Raw genomic sequence first — 18,497 nt, forward strand, 5'->3', positions numbered from 1 at the left:
TTGATCTGTGCGCAATGCTAGCAAACATCCCTAAAGTTAGTTGGCGCCTGTCTGGACTGAATGGTGAGTGACGATTTGTGTCACTTATTGGCGAAATGGGGTGATTTCAATGACGCCATTGCTGGCAAGCCAGCTCCCACAGGCCCGATGTTGAACACATAATCGTGTTCCAACCGAGAACCCTGTGGGAGCTGGCTTGCCAGCGATGAGGCCATTAAGGCCAATGGAGATCTAGCGCTCGTGCAACGCCTCGGCCCGCGCGCGAATGATCGGCTTGAGCAGATAACTCAACACCGACTTCTTGCCGGTGATGATATCCACCGACGCCACCATGCCCGGGATGATCAACAGCGGCTTCTCATCGGTGCCCAGGTGGCTGCGCTCGGTGCGCACCTTGATGATGTAGTAAGTGGTTTTCTTGTCTTCGTCGGTGATGGTGTCGGCGCCGATCTGCTCCAGCTGAGCCTTCAGCCCGCCGTAAATGGTGTAGTCGTAGGCGGTGAATTTCACGATCGCCTCCTGTCCCGGGTGCAGGAATGCGATGTCCTGCGGACGGATCTTGGCTTCGACCAGCAACGTGTCGTCCAGCGGTACGATTTCCACCATGTCGCTGCCCGGCTGAATCACGCCACCGATGGTGTTGACCAGCAATTTGTTGACGATGCCGCGCACCGGCGATGTCACCAGCGTACGGCTGACGCGGTCTTCCAGCGCCTTACCGGTGGCCTGCGCCTTGTTCAGATCAGTGCGCGCTTCGTTCAACTGAGTGAGCGCTTCGCTGCGGAATTTGCCGCGCGTCTCATCAACCTTGCGCTGCACTTCCTTGATCGCCGACTCGGCGCGTGGAATCGCCAACGTGGTGGCGTCGAGCTGACCACGGGTTTCCACTTCGGCACGCTTGAGGCGCAGCACTTCAACCGGGGACACCGCGCCCTGCGCCACCAGAGGCTCGGACATGTTGATTTCCTGACGCTGCAAATTCAGCTGCTGGCGATACTGCGCCTGCTTGGAGCTGAACTCGCGCAGCTCTTGTTGACGCTGGATCAACTGCTCCTGCAAGCCACCTATCTCGTCGTGCAGTTGCTGACGACGGCTGATATACAACGATTCTTCACTTTTCGCCTGACCGGGAACGGCTTTGACCACGTCCTCCGGGAAATTCAGCGGGCGGTCATCGACCTCGGCGCTCAGGCGCTCGACGCGCAGCAGCATCGACTGCCGATCAGCCTCGGTTTCGCCGACGTTAGAGGCAAATCGCGTGTCATCAAGGCGAATAAGCGGTGCACCGGCTTCGACGATCTGGCCTTCCTTGACGAACAGTTCGGAAACGATCCCGCCCTCGAGGTTCTGGATCTTCTGGATCTTCGACGATGGAATCGCCTTGCCGTCGCCCTTGGTCACTTCGTCGATCACGGCAAAGTTGGCCCAGAGCATGAGGAACACGAAAAAGCCGATGATCGCCCAGATGGTCAGGCGCACGACGCGCGGGGCGTCCTCTATCAGCGCCTTGTTGACCTCGGGCAGCGGCTGGCCCTGCAGCGATGCAGTGCCTTTGAAGTAGCGACGGATCGAATCCTTGAAACCCGACTTAAGCAACACTGATCTGCCCCTTCTTCAACGCTTCCATCACCGCAGCTTTCGGGCCGTCGGCGAGAATCTGCCCGCGATCGATCACCAACAGACGATCCACCAGCGACAACAGGGAAGCCCGGTGCGTGACGAGCACCACGGTCTTGTTTTCAATCACCGCTGCGAGGCGTTGCTTGAGGCGTTCTTCGCCGGTGTTGTCCATCGCGCTGGTCGGCTCGTCCATCAGCAGGATCGGCGGATTGAGCAACAGCGCCCGGGCCAGCGCGACGTTCTGGCGCTGACCGCCGGACAGGTTTTGCCCGCGCTCGCCCACTTGCAGTTCGTAGCCTTGCGGATGCAGGCGGGCGAACTCGTGGACACCGGCCAGTTCGGCGGCTTGCAGCACGAGCTCGTCTTCGACATAACGCGCGCCTGAAATCAGGTTGTCACGCAGGGTGCCGGCCAGTAGCTGGATGTCCTGCGGCACGTAGCCGATGTTGTAGCGCAACTCGCTGACGTCGATCTGGCGGATATCCACGCCGTCCACCAGCAACGCGCCGTCGTCCGGTTGATAAAGGCCAACCAGCAGTTTGGCGAGCGAACTCTTACCCGAGCCGCTGCGGCCGATGATGCCGATTTTCTCGCCGGGACGGATCACCAGGTTGATGTTCTTCAACGCCGGGTTCTGTTGTTCGGGGTAGGTGAAGTTGAGCTGACGGCACTCGATGGCGCCTTGCAGGACCTTGCGGCTCAGCGGGCGCTCTTCGAAATTGCGTTCCTGCGGCAGCTCCATCATCTGGTCCACCGATGTCATCGTCACCCGCGCCTGCTGGTAGCGGGTCAGCAAACCCGACAGCGAAGCCAGCGGGCTGAGTGCGCGACCACTGAGCATGTAGCAGGCGATCAGACCACCCATGCTCAGGTTGCCGGCGATGATCTGGTACACGCCGAAGACGATCATGATCACCCCGGCCAGTTGCTGAATCAGCAGGGTGATGTTCATCGCCAGACCGGACAGCATCTTCACCCGCAGTTCGAGGCGGCTGAGGGTGCCGATGGTCTGTTCCCACTGGTATTGGCGTTCGCTTTCAGCGTTGTTGACCTTGACCGCGTCGAGGCCGGCGAGGGTTTCGATCAGGCTCGACTGACGCTCTGCACCAAGGGCCATGGTGCGTTCCATGGTTGCCACCAGCGGCTTTTGCAGCGCGTAACCAATCAGCAGGGCTATCGGGAATGCCAGCACCGGAATCCACACCAGATGCCCGCCGAGAATGGCGATGACGATGAAGATCAGGATGGTGAACGGCAGGTCGATCAGGCTGGTCAGGGTCAGCGAGGCGAGGAAATCGCGCAGGCTCTGAAACTCATGGATGTTCTGCGCGAAGCTGCCGACCCGCGCCGGGCGATACTTCATCGACATGCCAACGATGCGTTCGAAAAGCGTGGCGGAGATGATCAGGTCGGTTTTTTTCCCGGCCAGATCCAGACACAGGCTGCGCAGGCTCTTGAGGACCAGGTCGAACATGTACGCGCCGGTGATGCCCAGCGCGAGCACCCACAGGGTGGCTTCGGCCTGGTTCGGCACGACGCGGTCATAGACGTTCATCACGAACAGCGGCGCGGCCATGGCGATGATGTTGATCAGGAAACTGGCGGCGATGGCGTCGGCGTACAGCCAGCGCGAACGCTTGAGGGTGTCGCGGAACCACGAGCGTGCGCGCGGGATCAGCGTGCCGTGGTTAACGTCGAATTTGTGCTGCGGTTGAGCGAAGAAGACCTTGCCGGTGTAGTCGTCGGCCAGCAGTTCGCGACTGACCACGGATTCGCCGCCGTCGCTTTCGCTGAGCAGCGCCCGCGCTTCGTTGTCACCTTGCCAGCCGAGCAGGACGGCACTGCGGCCATCCTTGAGCAGCAGCAACGCGGGCATGGCAATCGCTGGAATCTCTTCCAGCTTGCGCTGCAAAACCCGCCCTTGCAGACCGGCGCGAGCCGCCGCGCGGGGCAGCAACTCGACACTCAGACGTTGTTTGGGCAGCGGCAGGCCGGTCGTCAGCATCGCCGCGCTGGCGGGCTTCTGGTGCAGCATGCAAAGGGCGAGCAGACCGTCCAGCAACGGATCGTCGTGCAACGCGCGTGGATCATGACTGAGATGAACTCGACTGACTTCTGATTCCACGCTCGACACTCTTTAACAGTTGAAAGGGATAACTCAATTCATCCCAGGCAGCTGAACCTTGGGCTTCACGTCGTTCTGCACAACGGATGCCAACGGCGCGACTACTCCCTGGCTTCTGAGCAACTCGCCCATGGTCGCCTTGATTCGATACTGAGTAAATAACTGAATGTTTTTGATTTCAGCCAGACGCCGCGAAGCGGTGAACAACTCGTTTTCGCTGTCGAGCAAATCGAGCAGGGTACGCTCGCCGAGGCTGAACTGACGCTGGTAAGCAGTGCGCACCGAGGTGCTGTGATCGACGTACTGCTGGGCGATCGGCACCTGAGCGTTGGCGTTGTTCAGGGCATTCCAGGCCAAGCCAAGTTCTTCGTTCAGCTGACGCAGGGCGTTGTTGCGGATATCCAGCGCCTGGTTCGACAGGTACGACTTGGATTCCAGATCGGCCTTGTTGCTGCCGCCCGAATAGAGGTTGAAGCGCATGCGCAACATGGCCTGCCATTCGTTGCTGTGGCCGTTCTGACCATCCAGATCATTGTCGGCGGTGCGGCCCAGTTCGGCGTCGAAGCGTGGGTAGAAGGTCGACTTCGCGGTTTCGTACTGCTTCTCGGCAGCGGCGATATCAGACTCGGCCGACCGCAGGATCGGGCTGTTCTCCAGCATCTGCTGACGCGCTTCATTGAGGTTGGCCGGCATCATCGCCATGAACGGCGCCGGACGCTCCAGTTGATCCGGCATCTGGCCAACGGCGCTGAGGAAATTGGTTTCCGAGTCAGCGAGGTTGGTCTGCTCGGTGATCAGATTATTGCGCGCCTGGGCCATCCGCGCTTCGGCCTGATCAAGGTCCGCGCCGCTGCCGACGCCACGCTGGGTGCGCAACTGGATCTGGTCGTAGATGCGCTGATGGCTCTTGAGGTTGTCCTCGGCCAGACGCACGAATTCACGACGGGTCAGTACATCCAGATAAACCTGGGCAACTGTCAGCCCGGTGCGCTCGGAAGTACCCAGCAAAGAGTAGGCACGGGAATTAACGGTGGCTTGTTGACGCCCAACCTCGCTGGAAGTCGCAAAACCGTCAAAAACCATTTGCGACAGACGTAAACTTGACTCGCTACGGTTCAGGGTTTCCCAGTGATTGCCGCCGCTGTTGGCGCGGGTGGTCACGCTGTCAGTGCCTTCACGGCCATAACCGCCCAGCAGATCGACCTTGGGCAGGTATCCACCTTTGGCTGCTCTTAATTGATAATCCGCGGCTAAACGACTGTTGACCCCCGCCTGGATTTCCGGATGGACATCCAGTGCCTGCTGCATGGCTTCTGGTAAGGATTGTGCTTGTACGAAAGAGGCGGCGAGAGCGAAGGGTACAGCCATGAAGAGAGGCAAACGCATGGTAAAAATTTCCCAGAACTTCTTGTCTTGAATCACAGCTAAACGTGCTGCTGTGTCGGATGATTGGCGACTGGATTGACCGTATGTCGGAAAGTTCAAAACAGGAACTGGTTCACATGCAAAAGGACAGGTCGCCGCGGAATATCAATGTGACATTAGTGGGGCGATTGTTTAGGATGGCACCCAGAAGGTCAATAGTTTGGCATAAAGTTAATATCGAAAGAGTATAGCCAAATTATTGACGATTAGACGCGTCAAAACTTTTTTCGCACATTTTTAAAGTACGTCCAGACTGAATTGGCATCCATGCCTTCAGGTTCATGGAAGTCAACTGAACGTGACACCCGGAGAGTCTTCAATGAGCAGTGTTGTTGCCATCGTCAAAAGCATTGTTGGTCAGGTATTCGTGGTGTCCCCAGAGGGCGTACGCCGCGTGCTCGTTGAGGGCGACCGACTGTTTGTCGGCGATCAGATCGACACCGGTCTTTCCGGCGCTGTAACACTTGAATTGGCTGATGGCCGCACCCTGGATCTGGGTCGTGAAACCCAATGGAGCGCCAGCGCGCCCGACTCCAGCACTGACCTGTCCGAAGCCACCGCGCAGGCTGCGCCGTCTGTAGAAGAACTGCAGCAGGCCATCGCCGCCGGTGTCGACCCGACTACCGCACTCGAAGCCACCGCTGCCGGCCCAAGCGCCGCAGGTACGGGTGGTGCAGCCGGCGGCGGTCATAGTTTCGTGATGCTCGACGCCACGGCAGGTCGCGTTGATCCGACTATTGGTTTCCCGACGGCGGGCATCAATTCGGCCGGTCAGGCTGCACAGAACATCACCGGGGGCCAGAACACCGACACCACGACGAATGCCCTGCGTGATTCGACCCTGAGCCTCAGCGCAACGCCGACCATCACCGAAGCCGGCGGCGTGCTGGTGTACACCGCGACCCTGACCCAGGCGCCGCTCACCGACCTGACCATCACCCTGTCCAACGGCTCGGTGATTGTCATTCCGGCCGGCTCGACCACCGGTACCGTCAACGTACCGCTGGCACCGAACGACTCGGTTTATAACGACCCGACCCAGATCGACGTGACCGTCACCGGCACCACCGGCGGCAACGGCATCACCGTGACGCCGCCGACCACACCGGCCACGACTCAGGTTACCGACACCATCGACACCACCACCGTCACTCTGACGGCGGGGCCGAACGTCACCGAAGGTGGCCAGATCACCTACACCGCGACCCTGACCAACCCGGCGCAAACGCCGGTCACCGTCACCTTGTCGAACGGCTCGACCATCACCATCGGCGCGGGTCAGACCACCGGCACCGTCAACGTACCGACCCCGGCCAATGACGTCTACAACAATGGCAGCACTGTCAGCACCACCATCACTGGCGCTACCGGCGGCAACTTCGAAAACCTGGTGCCGAACCCGACACCAGCAGTGACCACCATCACTGACTCGGTCGACAACACCGGCCTGACTCTGACCGCGACCGGCAGCGTCACCGAAGGTGGCCAGATCACCTACACCGCGACCCTGACCAACCCGGCGCAAACGCCGGTCACCGTCACCCTGTCGAACGGCTCGACCATCACCATCGGCGCGGGTCAGACCACCGGCACCGTCAACGTGCCGACTGCGGCCAATGACGTCTACAACAATGGCAGCACCGTCAGCACCACCATCACTGGCGCTACCGGCGGCAACTTCGAAAACCTGGTGCCGAACCCGACACCAGCAGTGACCACCATTACCGACTCGGTCGACAACACCGGCCTGAGCCTGACCGCGACCGGCAGCGTCGTCGAGGGTGGCCAGATCACCTACACCGCGACCCTGACCAACCCGGCTCAAACGCCGGTCACCGTCACCCTGTCGAATGGCTCGACCATCACCATTGACGCGGGCCAGACCACCGGCACCGTCAACGTGCCGACTGCGGCCAACGACGTTTACAACAATGGCAGCACTGTCAGCACCACCATCACTGGCGCTACCGGCGGCAACTTCGAAAACCTGGTGCCGAACCCGACACCAGCAGTGACCACCATCACCGACTCGGTCGACAACACCGGCCTGAGCCTCAGCGCCACCGGCACGGTGGCTGAAGGTGGTTCGATCGTTTACACAGCGACCCTGACCAATCCGGCTGGCACGCCAGTGACCGTGACCCTTTCGAACGGTTCTGTCATCACTATCGACGCTGGCAACACCACCGGCACCGTGACAGTTCCGGCGCCTGCTGATGACGTCTATAAAGACGCCGGCAAAGTCGAAGCGACCATTGCCACGGCGACTGGCGGCAATTTCGAGAACCTTGTCCCGAGCACCACGCCCGCGGTGACCGAAGTCACTGACACCGTCGACACTTCGACCGTGAAACTGACCGCTGATACTTCGGTGGCGGAAGGTGGCACCGTCACTTACACCGCCACCGTTGGTGCGCCAGTGACCGGCTCGCCGGTTGTCGTGACCCTGGCCAACGGTCAGAGCATCACCATCGCCGTCGGCCAGACCACTGGCACCGTGACGGCTGCCGCGCCGAACGATGCGCTGGCCGGTAATGCACCGTTGACCAACTCGATCACCAACGTGACGGGCGGCAACTACGAAGACCTCGTGGCCGACAAGACGCCGGTTTCGACCACCGTGACTGACGTCGCGGACACCACCAACCTGTCGCTGAGTGCAACGGGTTCCGTGGCTGAGGGTGGCCAGATCACCTACACCGCCACCCTGACCAACGCTGCTGGCTCACCCGTCACCGTGACTCTGTCGAACGGTGCCGTGATCACCATTGATGCCGGCAAAACGTCCGGCACCGTGACCGTTCCGGCGCCTGCCGATGACGTCTATATAGACGCTGGCAAAGTCGAAGCGACCATTGCCACGGCGTCTGGCGGCAATTTCGAGAACCTGGTGCCGAGCACCGTTCCAGCCGTCACTGAGATTACCGACACCGTCGATACCTCGACCGTAAAACTGACTGCCGATACCTCGGTCGCTGAAGGTGGCACCGTCACCTACACCGCCACCGTTGGCGCGCCGGTGACTGGCTCGCCGGTCGTGGTGACATTGGCCAACGGCCAGAACATCACCATCGCTGTCGGCCAGACCACTGGCTCCGTGACCACCACCGCACCGAACGATGCATTGGTTGGCCAAGCCCCGGTCACCAACTCGATCACCAACGTGACGGGCGGCAACTACGAAAATCTGGTCGCTGACAAAACCCCGGTCAGCACCACCGTGACTGACACCACCGACACCACCAACCTGTCGCTGACGGCGACCGGTTCTGTGGCTGAGGGTGGCCAGATCACCTACACCGCGACACTGACCAACGCTGCGGGCTCGCCAGTCACCGTGACTCTGTCGAACGGTGCCGTGATCACCATTGATGCCGGCAAAACGTCCGGCACCGTGACCGTTCCGGCGCCTGCCGATGACGTCTATATAGACGCTGGCAAAGTCGAAGCGACCATTGCCACGGCGACTGGCGGCAATTTCGAGAACCTGGTGCCGAGCACCGTTCCAGCCGTCACTGAGATTACCGACACCGTCGATACCTCGACCGTAAAACTGACTGCGACCGAGTCCGCTGCAGAAGGTGGCACCGTCACTTACACCGCGACTGTCGGTGCACCGGTGACGGGTTCTCCAGTGACCGTGACCCTGGCTAACGGCCAGACCATCACCATCGGTGTTGGCCAGACCTCCGGCACCGCGACAACGACTGCCCCGAACGATGCATTGACCGGCCATGCACCGCTGGTCAACTCGATCACCGACGTAACCGGCGGCAACTACGAAAACCTCGTGGCCGACAAAACCCCGGTCAGCACCACCGTGACTGATACCACCGACACCACCAACCTGTCGCTGAGTGCGACCGGTTCCGTGGCCGAGGGTGGCCAGATCACCTACACCGCGACCCTGACCAACGCTGCCGGCTCGCCCGTTACCGTGACCCTGTCGAACGGTTCGGTGATCACCATCGAGGCTGGTAAGACCACCGGCACCGTGACCGTTCCAGCGCCTGCCGATGACGTCTACAAGGACGCCGGCAAAGTCGAAGTGACCATCAAGGATGCTACCGGCGGCAACTTCGAGAATCTGGTGCCGAGCACCGTTGCGGCCGTCACCGACGTGACCGATACCGTCGACACCACCACCGTCAAACTGACCGCCAGCGAAACCGCGGCTGAAGGTGGCAGCGTCATCTACACCGCTACCGTCGGCGCACCCGTGACGGGTTCACCTGTCGTGGTGACCCTGGCCAACGGCCAGAGCATCACCATTGCCGTGGGCCAGACCACAGGCACCGCGACCACTACTGCACCGAACGACGTATTGACCGGCCATACACCGCTGACCAACTCGATCACCAACGTGACCGGCGGCAACTACGAAAATCTGGTCGCTGACAAAACCCCGGTCAGCACCACCGTGACCGACACCGTCGACACCACCAATATCAGCCTGAGCGCGACCGGTTCGGTCGCCGAGGGCGGCTCGATTATCTACACCGCCACATTGACCAATGCAGCCGGCACGGCCATGACCGTGACCTTGAGCAACGGCGCGGTGATCAACATCGCCAAAGGCGCGACTACCGGCACCGCCACCGTCGCAGCTCCCGACGATGACGTGTACAAGGACGCCGGCAAAGTCGACGCGAGCATCACCACGACCACCGGCGGCAACTTCGAGAACCTGGTGGTCGACAAGACCCCTGCCGTCACCGACGTTACCGACACCATCGACAACAGCACCGTTTCGCTGACCGCCACGGCGAGCACCGTTGAAGGTGGCGTGGTGGTTTACACCGCGTCCTTGACCGCGCCGGTCACCGGCTCACCGGTTGTCGTGACCCTGTCCAACGGCCAGACCATCACCATCCCGGTCGGCGCCAGCAGCGGGAGCGTCAACTTCACTGCGCCGAACGATGCACTCGCCGGTGGCAACACCCTGAGCGTGAAGATTGACGGCACCAGCGGCGGCAATTACGAAAATCTGGTGGCGGACAAAACGCCAGCCGTGACTTCGGTAACCGATACGGTCGACACCACCAACCTTTCGCTGACAGCGACCGGTTCTGTGGCCGAGGGTGGCCAGATCACCTACACCGCGACCCTGACCAACGCTGCCGGTTCGCCAGTGACCGTGACTCTGAGCAACGGCTCTGTAATCACTATCGAAGCGGGTAAAACCACCGGCACCGTGACCGTTCCAGCGCCAGCCGATGACGTTTACAAAGACGCTGGCAAAGTCGAAGTCACCATTAAGGAAGCGACTGGCGGTAACTTCGAGAACCTGGTGCCAAGCACCACACCAGCCGTGACCGACGTTACTGACACCATCGACACCTCGACCGTCAAACTCACCGCGACAGAATCGGCGGCTGAGGGTGGCACTGTTACTTACACAGCGACTGTGGGTGCACCGGTTACCGGTTCGCCTGTGGTCGTGACCCTGGCCAACGGTCAGACCATCACCATCGGCGTTGGCCAAACCACTGGCACCGCGATAACGACTGCGCCGAACGATGCATTGACTGGCCACGCGCCGATCACCAACTCGATCACCGACGTAACCGGTGGCAACTACGAAAACCTCGTAGCTGACAAAACTCCAGTCAGCACCACCGTGACCGACACTGTCGACACTACAAACCTGTCGCTGACTGCGACCGGTTCCGTGGCTGAGGGTGGCCAGATCACCTACACCGCGACCCTGACCAACCCGGCCGGCACGCCGGTTACGGTGACCCTGTCGAACGGCGCTGTGATCACCATCGAAGCTGGCAAGACGTCTGGTACCGTGACCGTTCCGGCGCCGACCGATGACGTTTACAAAGATGCGGGCAAAGTCGAAGCGACCATTTCGACTGCCACTGGCGGTAACTTCGAGAACCTGGTTCCAAGCACCACACCAGCCGTGACCGACGTTACTGACACCATCGACACCTCGACCGTCAAACTCACCGCGACAGAATCCGCGGCTGAAGGCGGCACTGTTACTTACACAGCGACTGTGGGTGCACCGGTTACCGGTTCGCCTGTGGTCGTGACCCTGGCCAACGGTCAGACCATCACCATCGGCGTTGGCCAGACCACTGGCACCGTGAGCACCACCGCACCGAATGATGTGTTGACCGGTCATGCACCGCTGACTAACTCGATCACCGACGTAACCGGCGGTAATTACGAAAACCTCGTAGCCGACAAAACCCCGGTCAGCACAACCGTAACTGACACCACCGACACCACCAACCTGTCGCTCAGCGCCACCGGTTCGGTAAATGAAGGCGGCCAGATCACTTACACCGCGACCCTGACCAACGCTGCCGGTTCGCCAGTGACTGTGACTCTGTCGAACGGCTCTGTAATCACTATCGAAGCGGGCAAAACCACCGGCACCGTGACCGTTCCTGCGCCAGCCGATGACGTCTACAAAGACGCCGGCAAAGTCGAAGCAACCATTTCGACTGCCACTGGCGGCAACTTCGAAAACCTGGTGCCGAGCACTGTGCCGGCCGTGACCACCGTCAACGACACCATCGACACCTCCACCGTGTCGCTGAGCGCCACCGCGAACGTCGCCGAAGGCGAAACCGTGGTCTACACCGCAACCGTGACCGCACCGGTGACCGGCTCCCCAGTCGTGGTAACCCTGTCCAACGGCCAGACCATCACCATCGCCGTGGGCGAAACCACCGGCACTGTGAACTTCGTCGCGCCGAACAGCCCATTGGCTGGCGGCAGCTCCCTGAGCGTGACCATCGACGGCGCCACCGGCGGCAACTACGAAAACCTCGCTATCGACGGCAAGCCCGCTGACACCGCGGTTTCGGACACCACCGACACCACCAACCTGAACCTGACCGCGACCGATTCGGTGGCTGAAGGCGGTTCGATCGTTTACACCGCGACGCTGACCAACCCGGCCGGCACGCCGGTTACGGTGACCCTGTCGAACGGCGCTGTGATCACCATCGAAGCTGGCAAGACGTCTGGTACCGTGACCGTTCCTGCGCCGACCGATGACGTTTACAAAGATGCGGGCAAAGTCGAAGCGACCATTTCGACTGCCACTGGCGGCAACTTCGAGAATCTGGTGCCAAGCACGGTTCCGGCCGTGACCGACGTTACCGATACCATCGACACCACCACCGTCAAACTGACCGCGACCGAGTCGGCAGCTGAGGGTGGCACTGTTACTTACACCGCAACTGTCGGCGCGCCGGTAACGGGTTCGCCGGTTATCGTGACCTTGGCGAACGGTCAGACCATCACCATCGGCGTCGGCCAGACCACTGGCACTGCGACAACGACTGCGCCGAATGACGCGTTGACTGGTCATGCGCCAATCACCAACTCGATTACCGCGGTGAGCGGCGGAAATTACGAAGATCTGGTGGCTGACAAAACCCCGGTTTCGACAAACGTCACCGACACCGTCGACACCACCAACCTGTCGCTGACCGCGACCGGTAGCGTGGCCGAGGGTGGTCAAATCACCTACACCGCGACGCTTACCAACGCTGCTGGCTCGCCAGTGACGGTGACCCTGTCGAACGGTGCCGTGATCACCATTGATGCCGGCAAAACGTTCGGTACTGTGACCGTCCCAGCGCCGACCGATGACGTCTACAAGGACGCGGGCAAAGTCGAAGCGACCATTTCGACTGCCACTGGCGGTAACTTCGAGAACCTGGTGCCAAGCACCACACCAGCCGTGACCGATGTTACTGACACCATCGACACCACCACCGTCAAACTGACCGCGACCGAGTCGGCAGCTGAAGGTGGCAATATCACTTACACCGCAACTGTCGGCGCGCCAGTAACGGGTTCGCCGGTTGTCGTGACCTTGGCGAACGGGCAGACCATCACCATCGGCGTCGGCCAAACCACTGGCACCGCCACAACGACTGCGCCGAATGACGCGTTGACTGGTCATGCGCCAATCACCAACTCGATTACCGCGGTGAGCGGCGGCAATTACGAAGATCTGGTGGCTGACAAGACGCCTGTTTCGACAACCGTGACTGACACCGTCGACACCACCAACCTGTCGCTGACGGCGACCGGCAGCGTGGCCGAGGGTGGTCAAATCACCTACACCGCGACCCTGACCAACGCTGCTGGTTCGCCAGTGACGGTGACCCTGTCGAACGGTGCCGTGATCACCATTGATGCTGGCAAAACGTTCGGTACTGTGACCGTCCCAGCGCCGACCGATGACGTCTACAAAGACGCGGGCAAAGTCGAAGCGACCATTTCGACTGCCACTGGCGGTAACTTCGAGAATCTGGTGCCAAGCACCGTTCCGGCCGTGACCGACGTTACCGATACCATCGACACCACCACCGTGAAGCTGACCGCGACCGAGTCGGCGGCTGAGGGTGGCACTGTCACTTACACCGCCACTGTCGGTGCTCCAGTCACCGGTTCGCCGGTTGTTGTGACCCTGGCTAACGGTCAGACCATCACCATCGGCGTCGGCCAAACCTCTGGCACTGCGATAACGACTGCGCCGAATGACGCGTTGACCGGTCACACCCCGCTGACCAACTCGATCACCAACGTAACCGGCGGCAACTACGAAAACCTCGTAGCCGACAAAACCCCGGTCAGCACCACCGTGACCGACACTGTCGACACTACAAACCTGTCGCTGACTGCGACCGGTTCTGTGGCCGAAGGTGGTCAAATCACCTACACCGCGACGCTGACCAACGCTGCTGGCTCGCCAGTGACCGTGACCCTGTCGAACGGCTCGGTCATCACCATCGACGCTGGCAAAACCACCGGTACCGTAACCATTCCTGCGCCAGCCGATGACGTCTACAGAGACGCCGGTTCCGTGCAGGCAACGATCAGCACCGCGACCGGTGGCAACTTCGAAAACCTGGTGCCAAGCACTGTTCCAGCAGTGACCAGCGTCACTGACACCATCGACACAACGACAGTGAAGCTGACCGCCACCGGCACAGCGGCTGAAGGCGGCAACGTCGTCTACACCGCTACCGTCGGAGCACCAGTGACCGACTCGCCTGTCGTCGTGACACTGGCCAACGGTCAGACGATTACTATCGGCGTCGGCCAGACCACTGGCACCGCGACCTTCGTTGCGCCGAACGATGTGCTGACTGGCCACGCGCCGATCACCAACTCGATCACCGACGTAACCGGCGGCAACTACGAAAACCTCGTAGCCGACAAAACCCCGGTCAGCACCACCGTGACCGACACCGTCGACACCACCAACCTGTCGCTGACGGCAACCGGTTCTGTGGCCGAAGGTGGTCAAATCACCTACACCGCGACGCTGACCAACGCTGCTGGCTCGCCAGTGACCGTGACCCTGTCGAACGGCTCGGTCATCACCATCGACGCTGGCAAAACTACCGGCACCGTGACCATTCCTGCGCCGACCGATGACGTCTACAGAGACGCCGGTTCCGTGCAGGCAACGATCAGCACCGCCACAGGTGGCAACTTCGAAAAACTGGTGCCGAGCACGACTCCGGCCGTGACCAGCGTCACCGACACCATCGACACCACCACTGCCAGCATCACCGGCAGCACCTCGGTAACTGAAGGTCAGACCGCCAGCTATACCGTCAGCCTGACGCACCCGGCGCAAACCGAGGTGACCCTGAAAATCGTCTACAGCGGCACCGCTGCCGACGGTTCGGACTTCACTGGCGTGTACACCGTGAAGATCCCGGCCGGCGCCAGCAGCGCGCAGTTCAACGTCGCGACCCTCGATGACAAGATCACCGAAGGCACCGAGAACTTCGTGGTCAAGATCGACTCGGCCACTGGCGGCAACTTCGAGAATCTGGCGGTCAGCACCACCAATGGCAGCGTCAGCACCTCGATCATCGACAACGATGCGCCACCGGTTATCGATCTGGACGCCAACAACTCCAGCGGCGCCACCGGGGCCGACTACAAGGTGACCTTTACCGAGAACACACCGGGCGCCGGCGTGTCGATTGCCGACACCGATATCAGAATCACCGACCCGGACAGCACCATGCTGACCGGCGCCACCGTCGTGCTGACCAACCGTCAGGACGGCGATGCGCTGAATCTGGGCAACAGTGTCAACGGCATCACGATCAATGCAATCAGCACCAACGGCACTGTCACCCTGACTCTGTCGGGTAACGCGACGCTTGCCGATTACATGCAGGCGATCAAGAACATCAGCTTCACCAACAACAGTGAAGATCCGAGCACCGTGCCGCGCATCATCACCGTGACCGTGACCGATGGCGGCAACTACTCCAACACCGCAACCACCACAGTCAATGTGGTGGCGGTGAACGACGCACCGGTTGCAGCGCCAATCAACGTCACCGGCACCGAAGACACCCCGCTGATCCTGGGCTGGTCGACCTTCGGCGTGAGCGACGTTGACAGCCCGGCCAGCAGCCTCGGGGTGAAAATCACCCAGCTGCCGGGTGAGGGCAAACTGCAGTACCTCGACGGTTCGACCTGGAAAGACGTCGCCAACAACCAGACCTTCAGCAAGGCTGACATCGACGCTGGCAAGCTGCGCTTCATGCCTGACGCCAACGAGTCGGGCGTGAACGGTTATGGCGGCACCGGCATGGGCAACAACCAGGCCGACTATGCGCAGATCAAGTTCCAGCCAACCGACGGCCAACTGCTGGGCAATACCGGCACCGTGAAGATCGACATCACACCAGTGGCGGACGCTCCGACTCTGGGCGTCGCCGACAACAGCGTGAGGTCGACCGGGCTGATCAAGGAAGTCTGGACCGGTCTGTCGGGCCTTGGCACCAACGGCAACGGCGCAGACTCGACCACCCTGAAGAACGTGATCGACGGCGCTGGCACGCCTAACTCCAGCGGCAGCGTGACCAACGTGCAGTCCGACGGCAGCGTGACGGCTGGCACCGCATCGAAAACGTCGGGCCTGATCTACCTGGAAGCCGGCAAGACCTACAGCTTCAGTGGTGTGGCCGACGACAGCCTGCTGATCACCATCGGCGGCAAGAACGTGGCGTCGGGTACCTGGGGCGCGGGCGGCGCGATCAGCGGTTCGTTCACCCCGACCACCAGCGGCTACTACACCCTGGACATCTACCACCACAACCAGAGTGGCCCGGGCAGCTATGACGTGAACCTGTCGGTCAACGGCAGCACGCCAATTGACCTGAGCAGCGCTGGCGTGCCGATCTACACCGGCGTGCAGGATCTGGTGAACTCCGGCGTGACCGTCTCCGACCTGCACGGTACTAACGGCGAAGGCTATTACGACGGCTACAAACTCAACACCGGCGCCGAAGGCACCACGGTGAAACTGTCGGCGATCAACACCGCGCTGACCGACACCGACGGCTCGGAAACCCTGAGCGTGAAGATCAGCGGCGCACCGGTCGGTTCGGTACTGAGCGACGGCGCCGGCCATAGCTTCACCGTCACCGCGAGCAACGGCGAAGCCAACGTCACCGGTTGGAGCCTCGGTAGCCTGACCGTGACCCCGCCGACCTACTACAACGGCCAGTTCAACCTGACCGTGACTTCGACCTCCACCGAAGCCGTGGGCGGTTCGGCCAGCAGCACCGCGACCATTCCGGTCACCGTGGTGCCGGCGGTCTACAACGCCATTACCGCGACTTCGGCTGATGACAATGTCGTCGGTACCGATGGCAACGACATCATTGTTGCCGACATCGGCGGTCTGACCGTAGTGCCGGGTACCAACTACAACATCGCGTTCATGGTCGACAGCTCCGGCAGTATGAGCACCTCGTCGCTCAACTCGGCCAAGGACTCGCTGACCTCGGTGTTCAACACCCTCAAGCAGAGCCTGGGCGGCAGCAACTCGGGCACGGTGAACATCTTCCTGGTGGACTTCGATGCCCAGGTCAATAAATCGGTGTCGGTAAACCTCAACGATCCGAGCGCGCTGACCCAGCTCAAGGCCGTGCTGGACTCCATGACGTCCGGCGGCGGTACCAACTACGAGGACGTGTTCAAAACTACGGCCAACTTCTTCCAAAGCACCGAAGCGGTAGCCAACACCGGTGCGAAGAACCTGACGTACTTCATCACCGATGGCCAGCCGACCTACTACCAGACCGGCGAATCGACCAACCCGTACCTGTACGGCAACAAAACCCTCGATAGCCTGATCACCACCACCAACTATAAGTTGGGGACCGCCGTCAGCCTGTATCCGGACAGCTCGCACCAGATCGATATCAGCGCGAACGGCTCTGTGAAGGTCTGGACCAAGTCGGGCGGCAGCTGGTCGTACCAGAACTTCAGCGGCACACTGCACGCCCAGGGCGACGGCACCTACGAGTTCTCCGGCCTGGCGGGCAGCGGTAACAGCACCGATTACTACACCACTGCCAACTCCAGCAGCAGCTTCTCGTTGCTCAGCAACCTGTCGAACGTCGAAGCCATCGGCCTTAACAGCGGTGTCAGCCTCAACGACCTGAAACCGTACGATTCGGACAAGACGCCGCAAACCAACATCGATCCGAAAGACCTGGCCAACTCGATCATCGGCCACACCGAAGCGACGATGCCGGGCAACGACACCGTCAACGGTGGTGCCGGCAACGACATCCTGTTCGGCGATCTGGTGAGCTTCAACGGCATTACCGGCGAGGGTTACCAGGCAATGCAGGCGTTCGTCGCCAGGGAAACCGGCGTCGAGGTCAGCAAAGTCAGCACCAGCAATGTGCACCAGTACATCACCGAGCACTATCAGGCGTTCGATGTGTCCGGTTCGCATGACGGCAACGACACCCTGTTGGGCGGCGCGGGCAATGACATCCTGTTTGGTTCGGGCGGCAACGATTTGCTCGACGGCGGCAAAGGCAATGACATCCTGCTGGGCGGTACCGGCAACGACACGCTGATCGGCGGTCAGGGCAATGACATCCTGATCGGTGGTTCCGGCGCCGACACCTTCGTCTGGAAGGCGGGTGACACCGGCAGCGACGTGATCAAGGACTTCAAGGCCAGCGAAGGTGACCGTATCGACTTGCGTGATCTGTTGCAGGGCGAAACCGGCAGCACCATCGACAACTTCCTGAAGATCACCACGGTCGATGGCACGTCGTCGCTGCAAGTCAGCTCGGCAGGCAAGTTCAACTCGGGTGACGCCGCAGCAGCAACGCCGGACGTGACGATCAAACTGGAAGGCAACAACTGGTCGAGCGCCAACATCCACAACCTGATTGCCGGCAGCGACCCGACCATCAAAGTCGACCACAACAACAGCTGATCCACGTAAAAAACGGCCGCCCTTCCAGGGCGGCCGTCATGTTTGTGATGAGCGCAGCGGTGACGATTG

Annotated in this window: 4 protein-coding genes; 1 reads left to right on the top strand and 3 read right to left on the bottom strand. The window is 61.0% G+C overall.

Annotation, left to right across the window (positions count from 1 at the left end):
- Positions 1 to 231: 231 nt before the first annotated feature.
- The 3 genes from JJD74_RS18340 to JJD74_RS18350 are packed head-to-tail and all read right to left on the bottom strand — an operon-like array spanning position 232 to position 5,131.
- Entirely contained in the window at positions 232 to 1,599 is a 1,368-nt protein-coding gene (locus JJD74_RS18340) for an HlyD family type I secretion periplasmic adaptor subunit (RefSeq protein WP_042557032.1), read from the bottom strand.
- Positions 1,589 to 3,745 (bottom strand): type I secretion system permease/ATPase, encoded by a 2,157-nt coding sequence (locus JJD74_RS18345; RefSeq protein WP_200616455.1) that lies wholly within the window; start codon positions 3,743 to 3,745, stop codon positions 1,589 to 1,591. The genes JJD74_RS18340 and JJD74_RS18345 overlap by 11 nt, the downstream gene beginning before the upstream one ends.
- A gap of 33 nt (positions 3,746 to 3,778) precedes the next feature.
- Positions 3,779 to 5,131, bottom strand: a complete 1,353-nt coding sequence (locus JJD74_RS18350) for a TolC family outer membrane protein (protein ID WP_042561934.1) — start codon at positions 5,129 to 5,131, stop codon at positions 3,779 to 3,781.
- A 358-nt stretch (positions 5,132 to 5,489) separates the two neighbouring features.
- On the opposite strand from JJD74_RS18350, the gene JJD74_RS18355 reads away from it, so the two are divergent.
- Positions 5,490 to 18,428 (top strand): retention module-containing protein, encoded by a 12,939-nt coding sequence (locus JJD74_RS18355; protein WP_200616458.1) that lies wholly within the window; start codon positions 5,490 to 5,492, stop codon positions 18,426 to 18,428.
- The last annotated feature ends 69 nt before the right edge of the window (positions 18,429 to 18,497 follow it).

Origin of the sequence: Pseudomonas sp. MF6776, from assembly GCF_016613125.1 — a bacterium.
GTDB classification, from domain to species: Bacteria; Pseudomonadota; Gammaproteobacteria; order Pseudomonadales; family Pseudomonadaceae; genus Aquipseudomonas; species Aquipseudomonas iridis.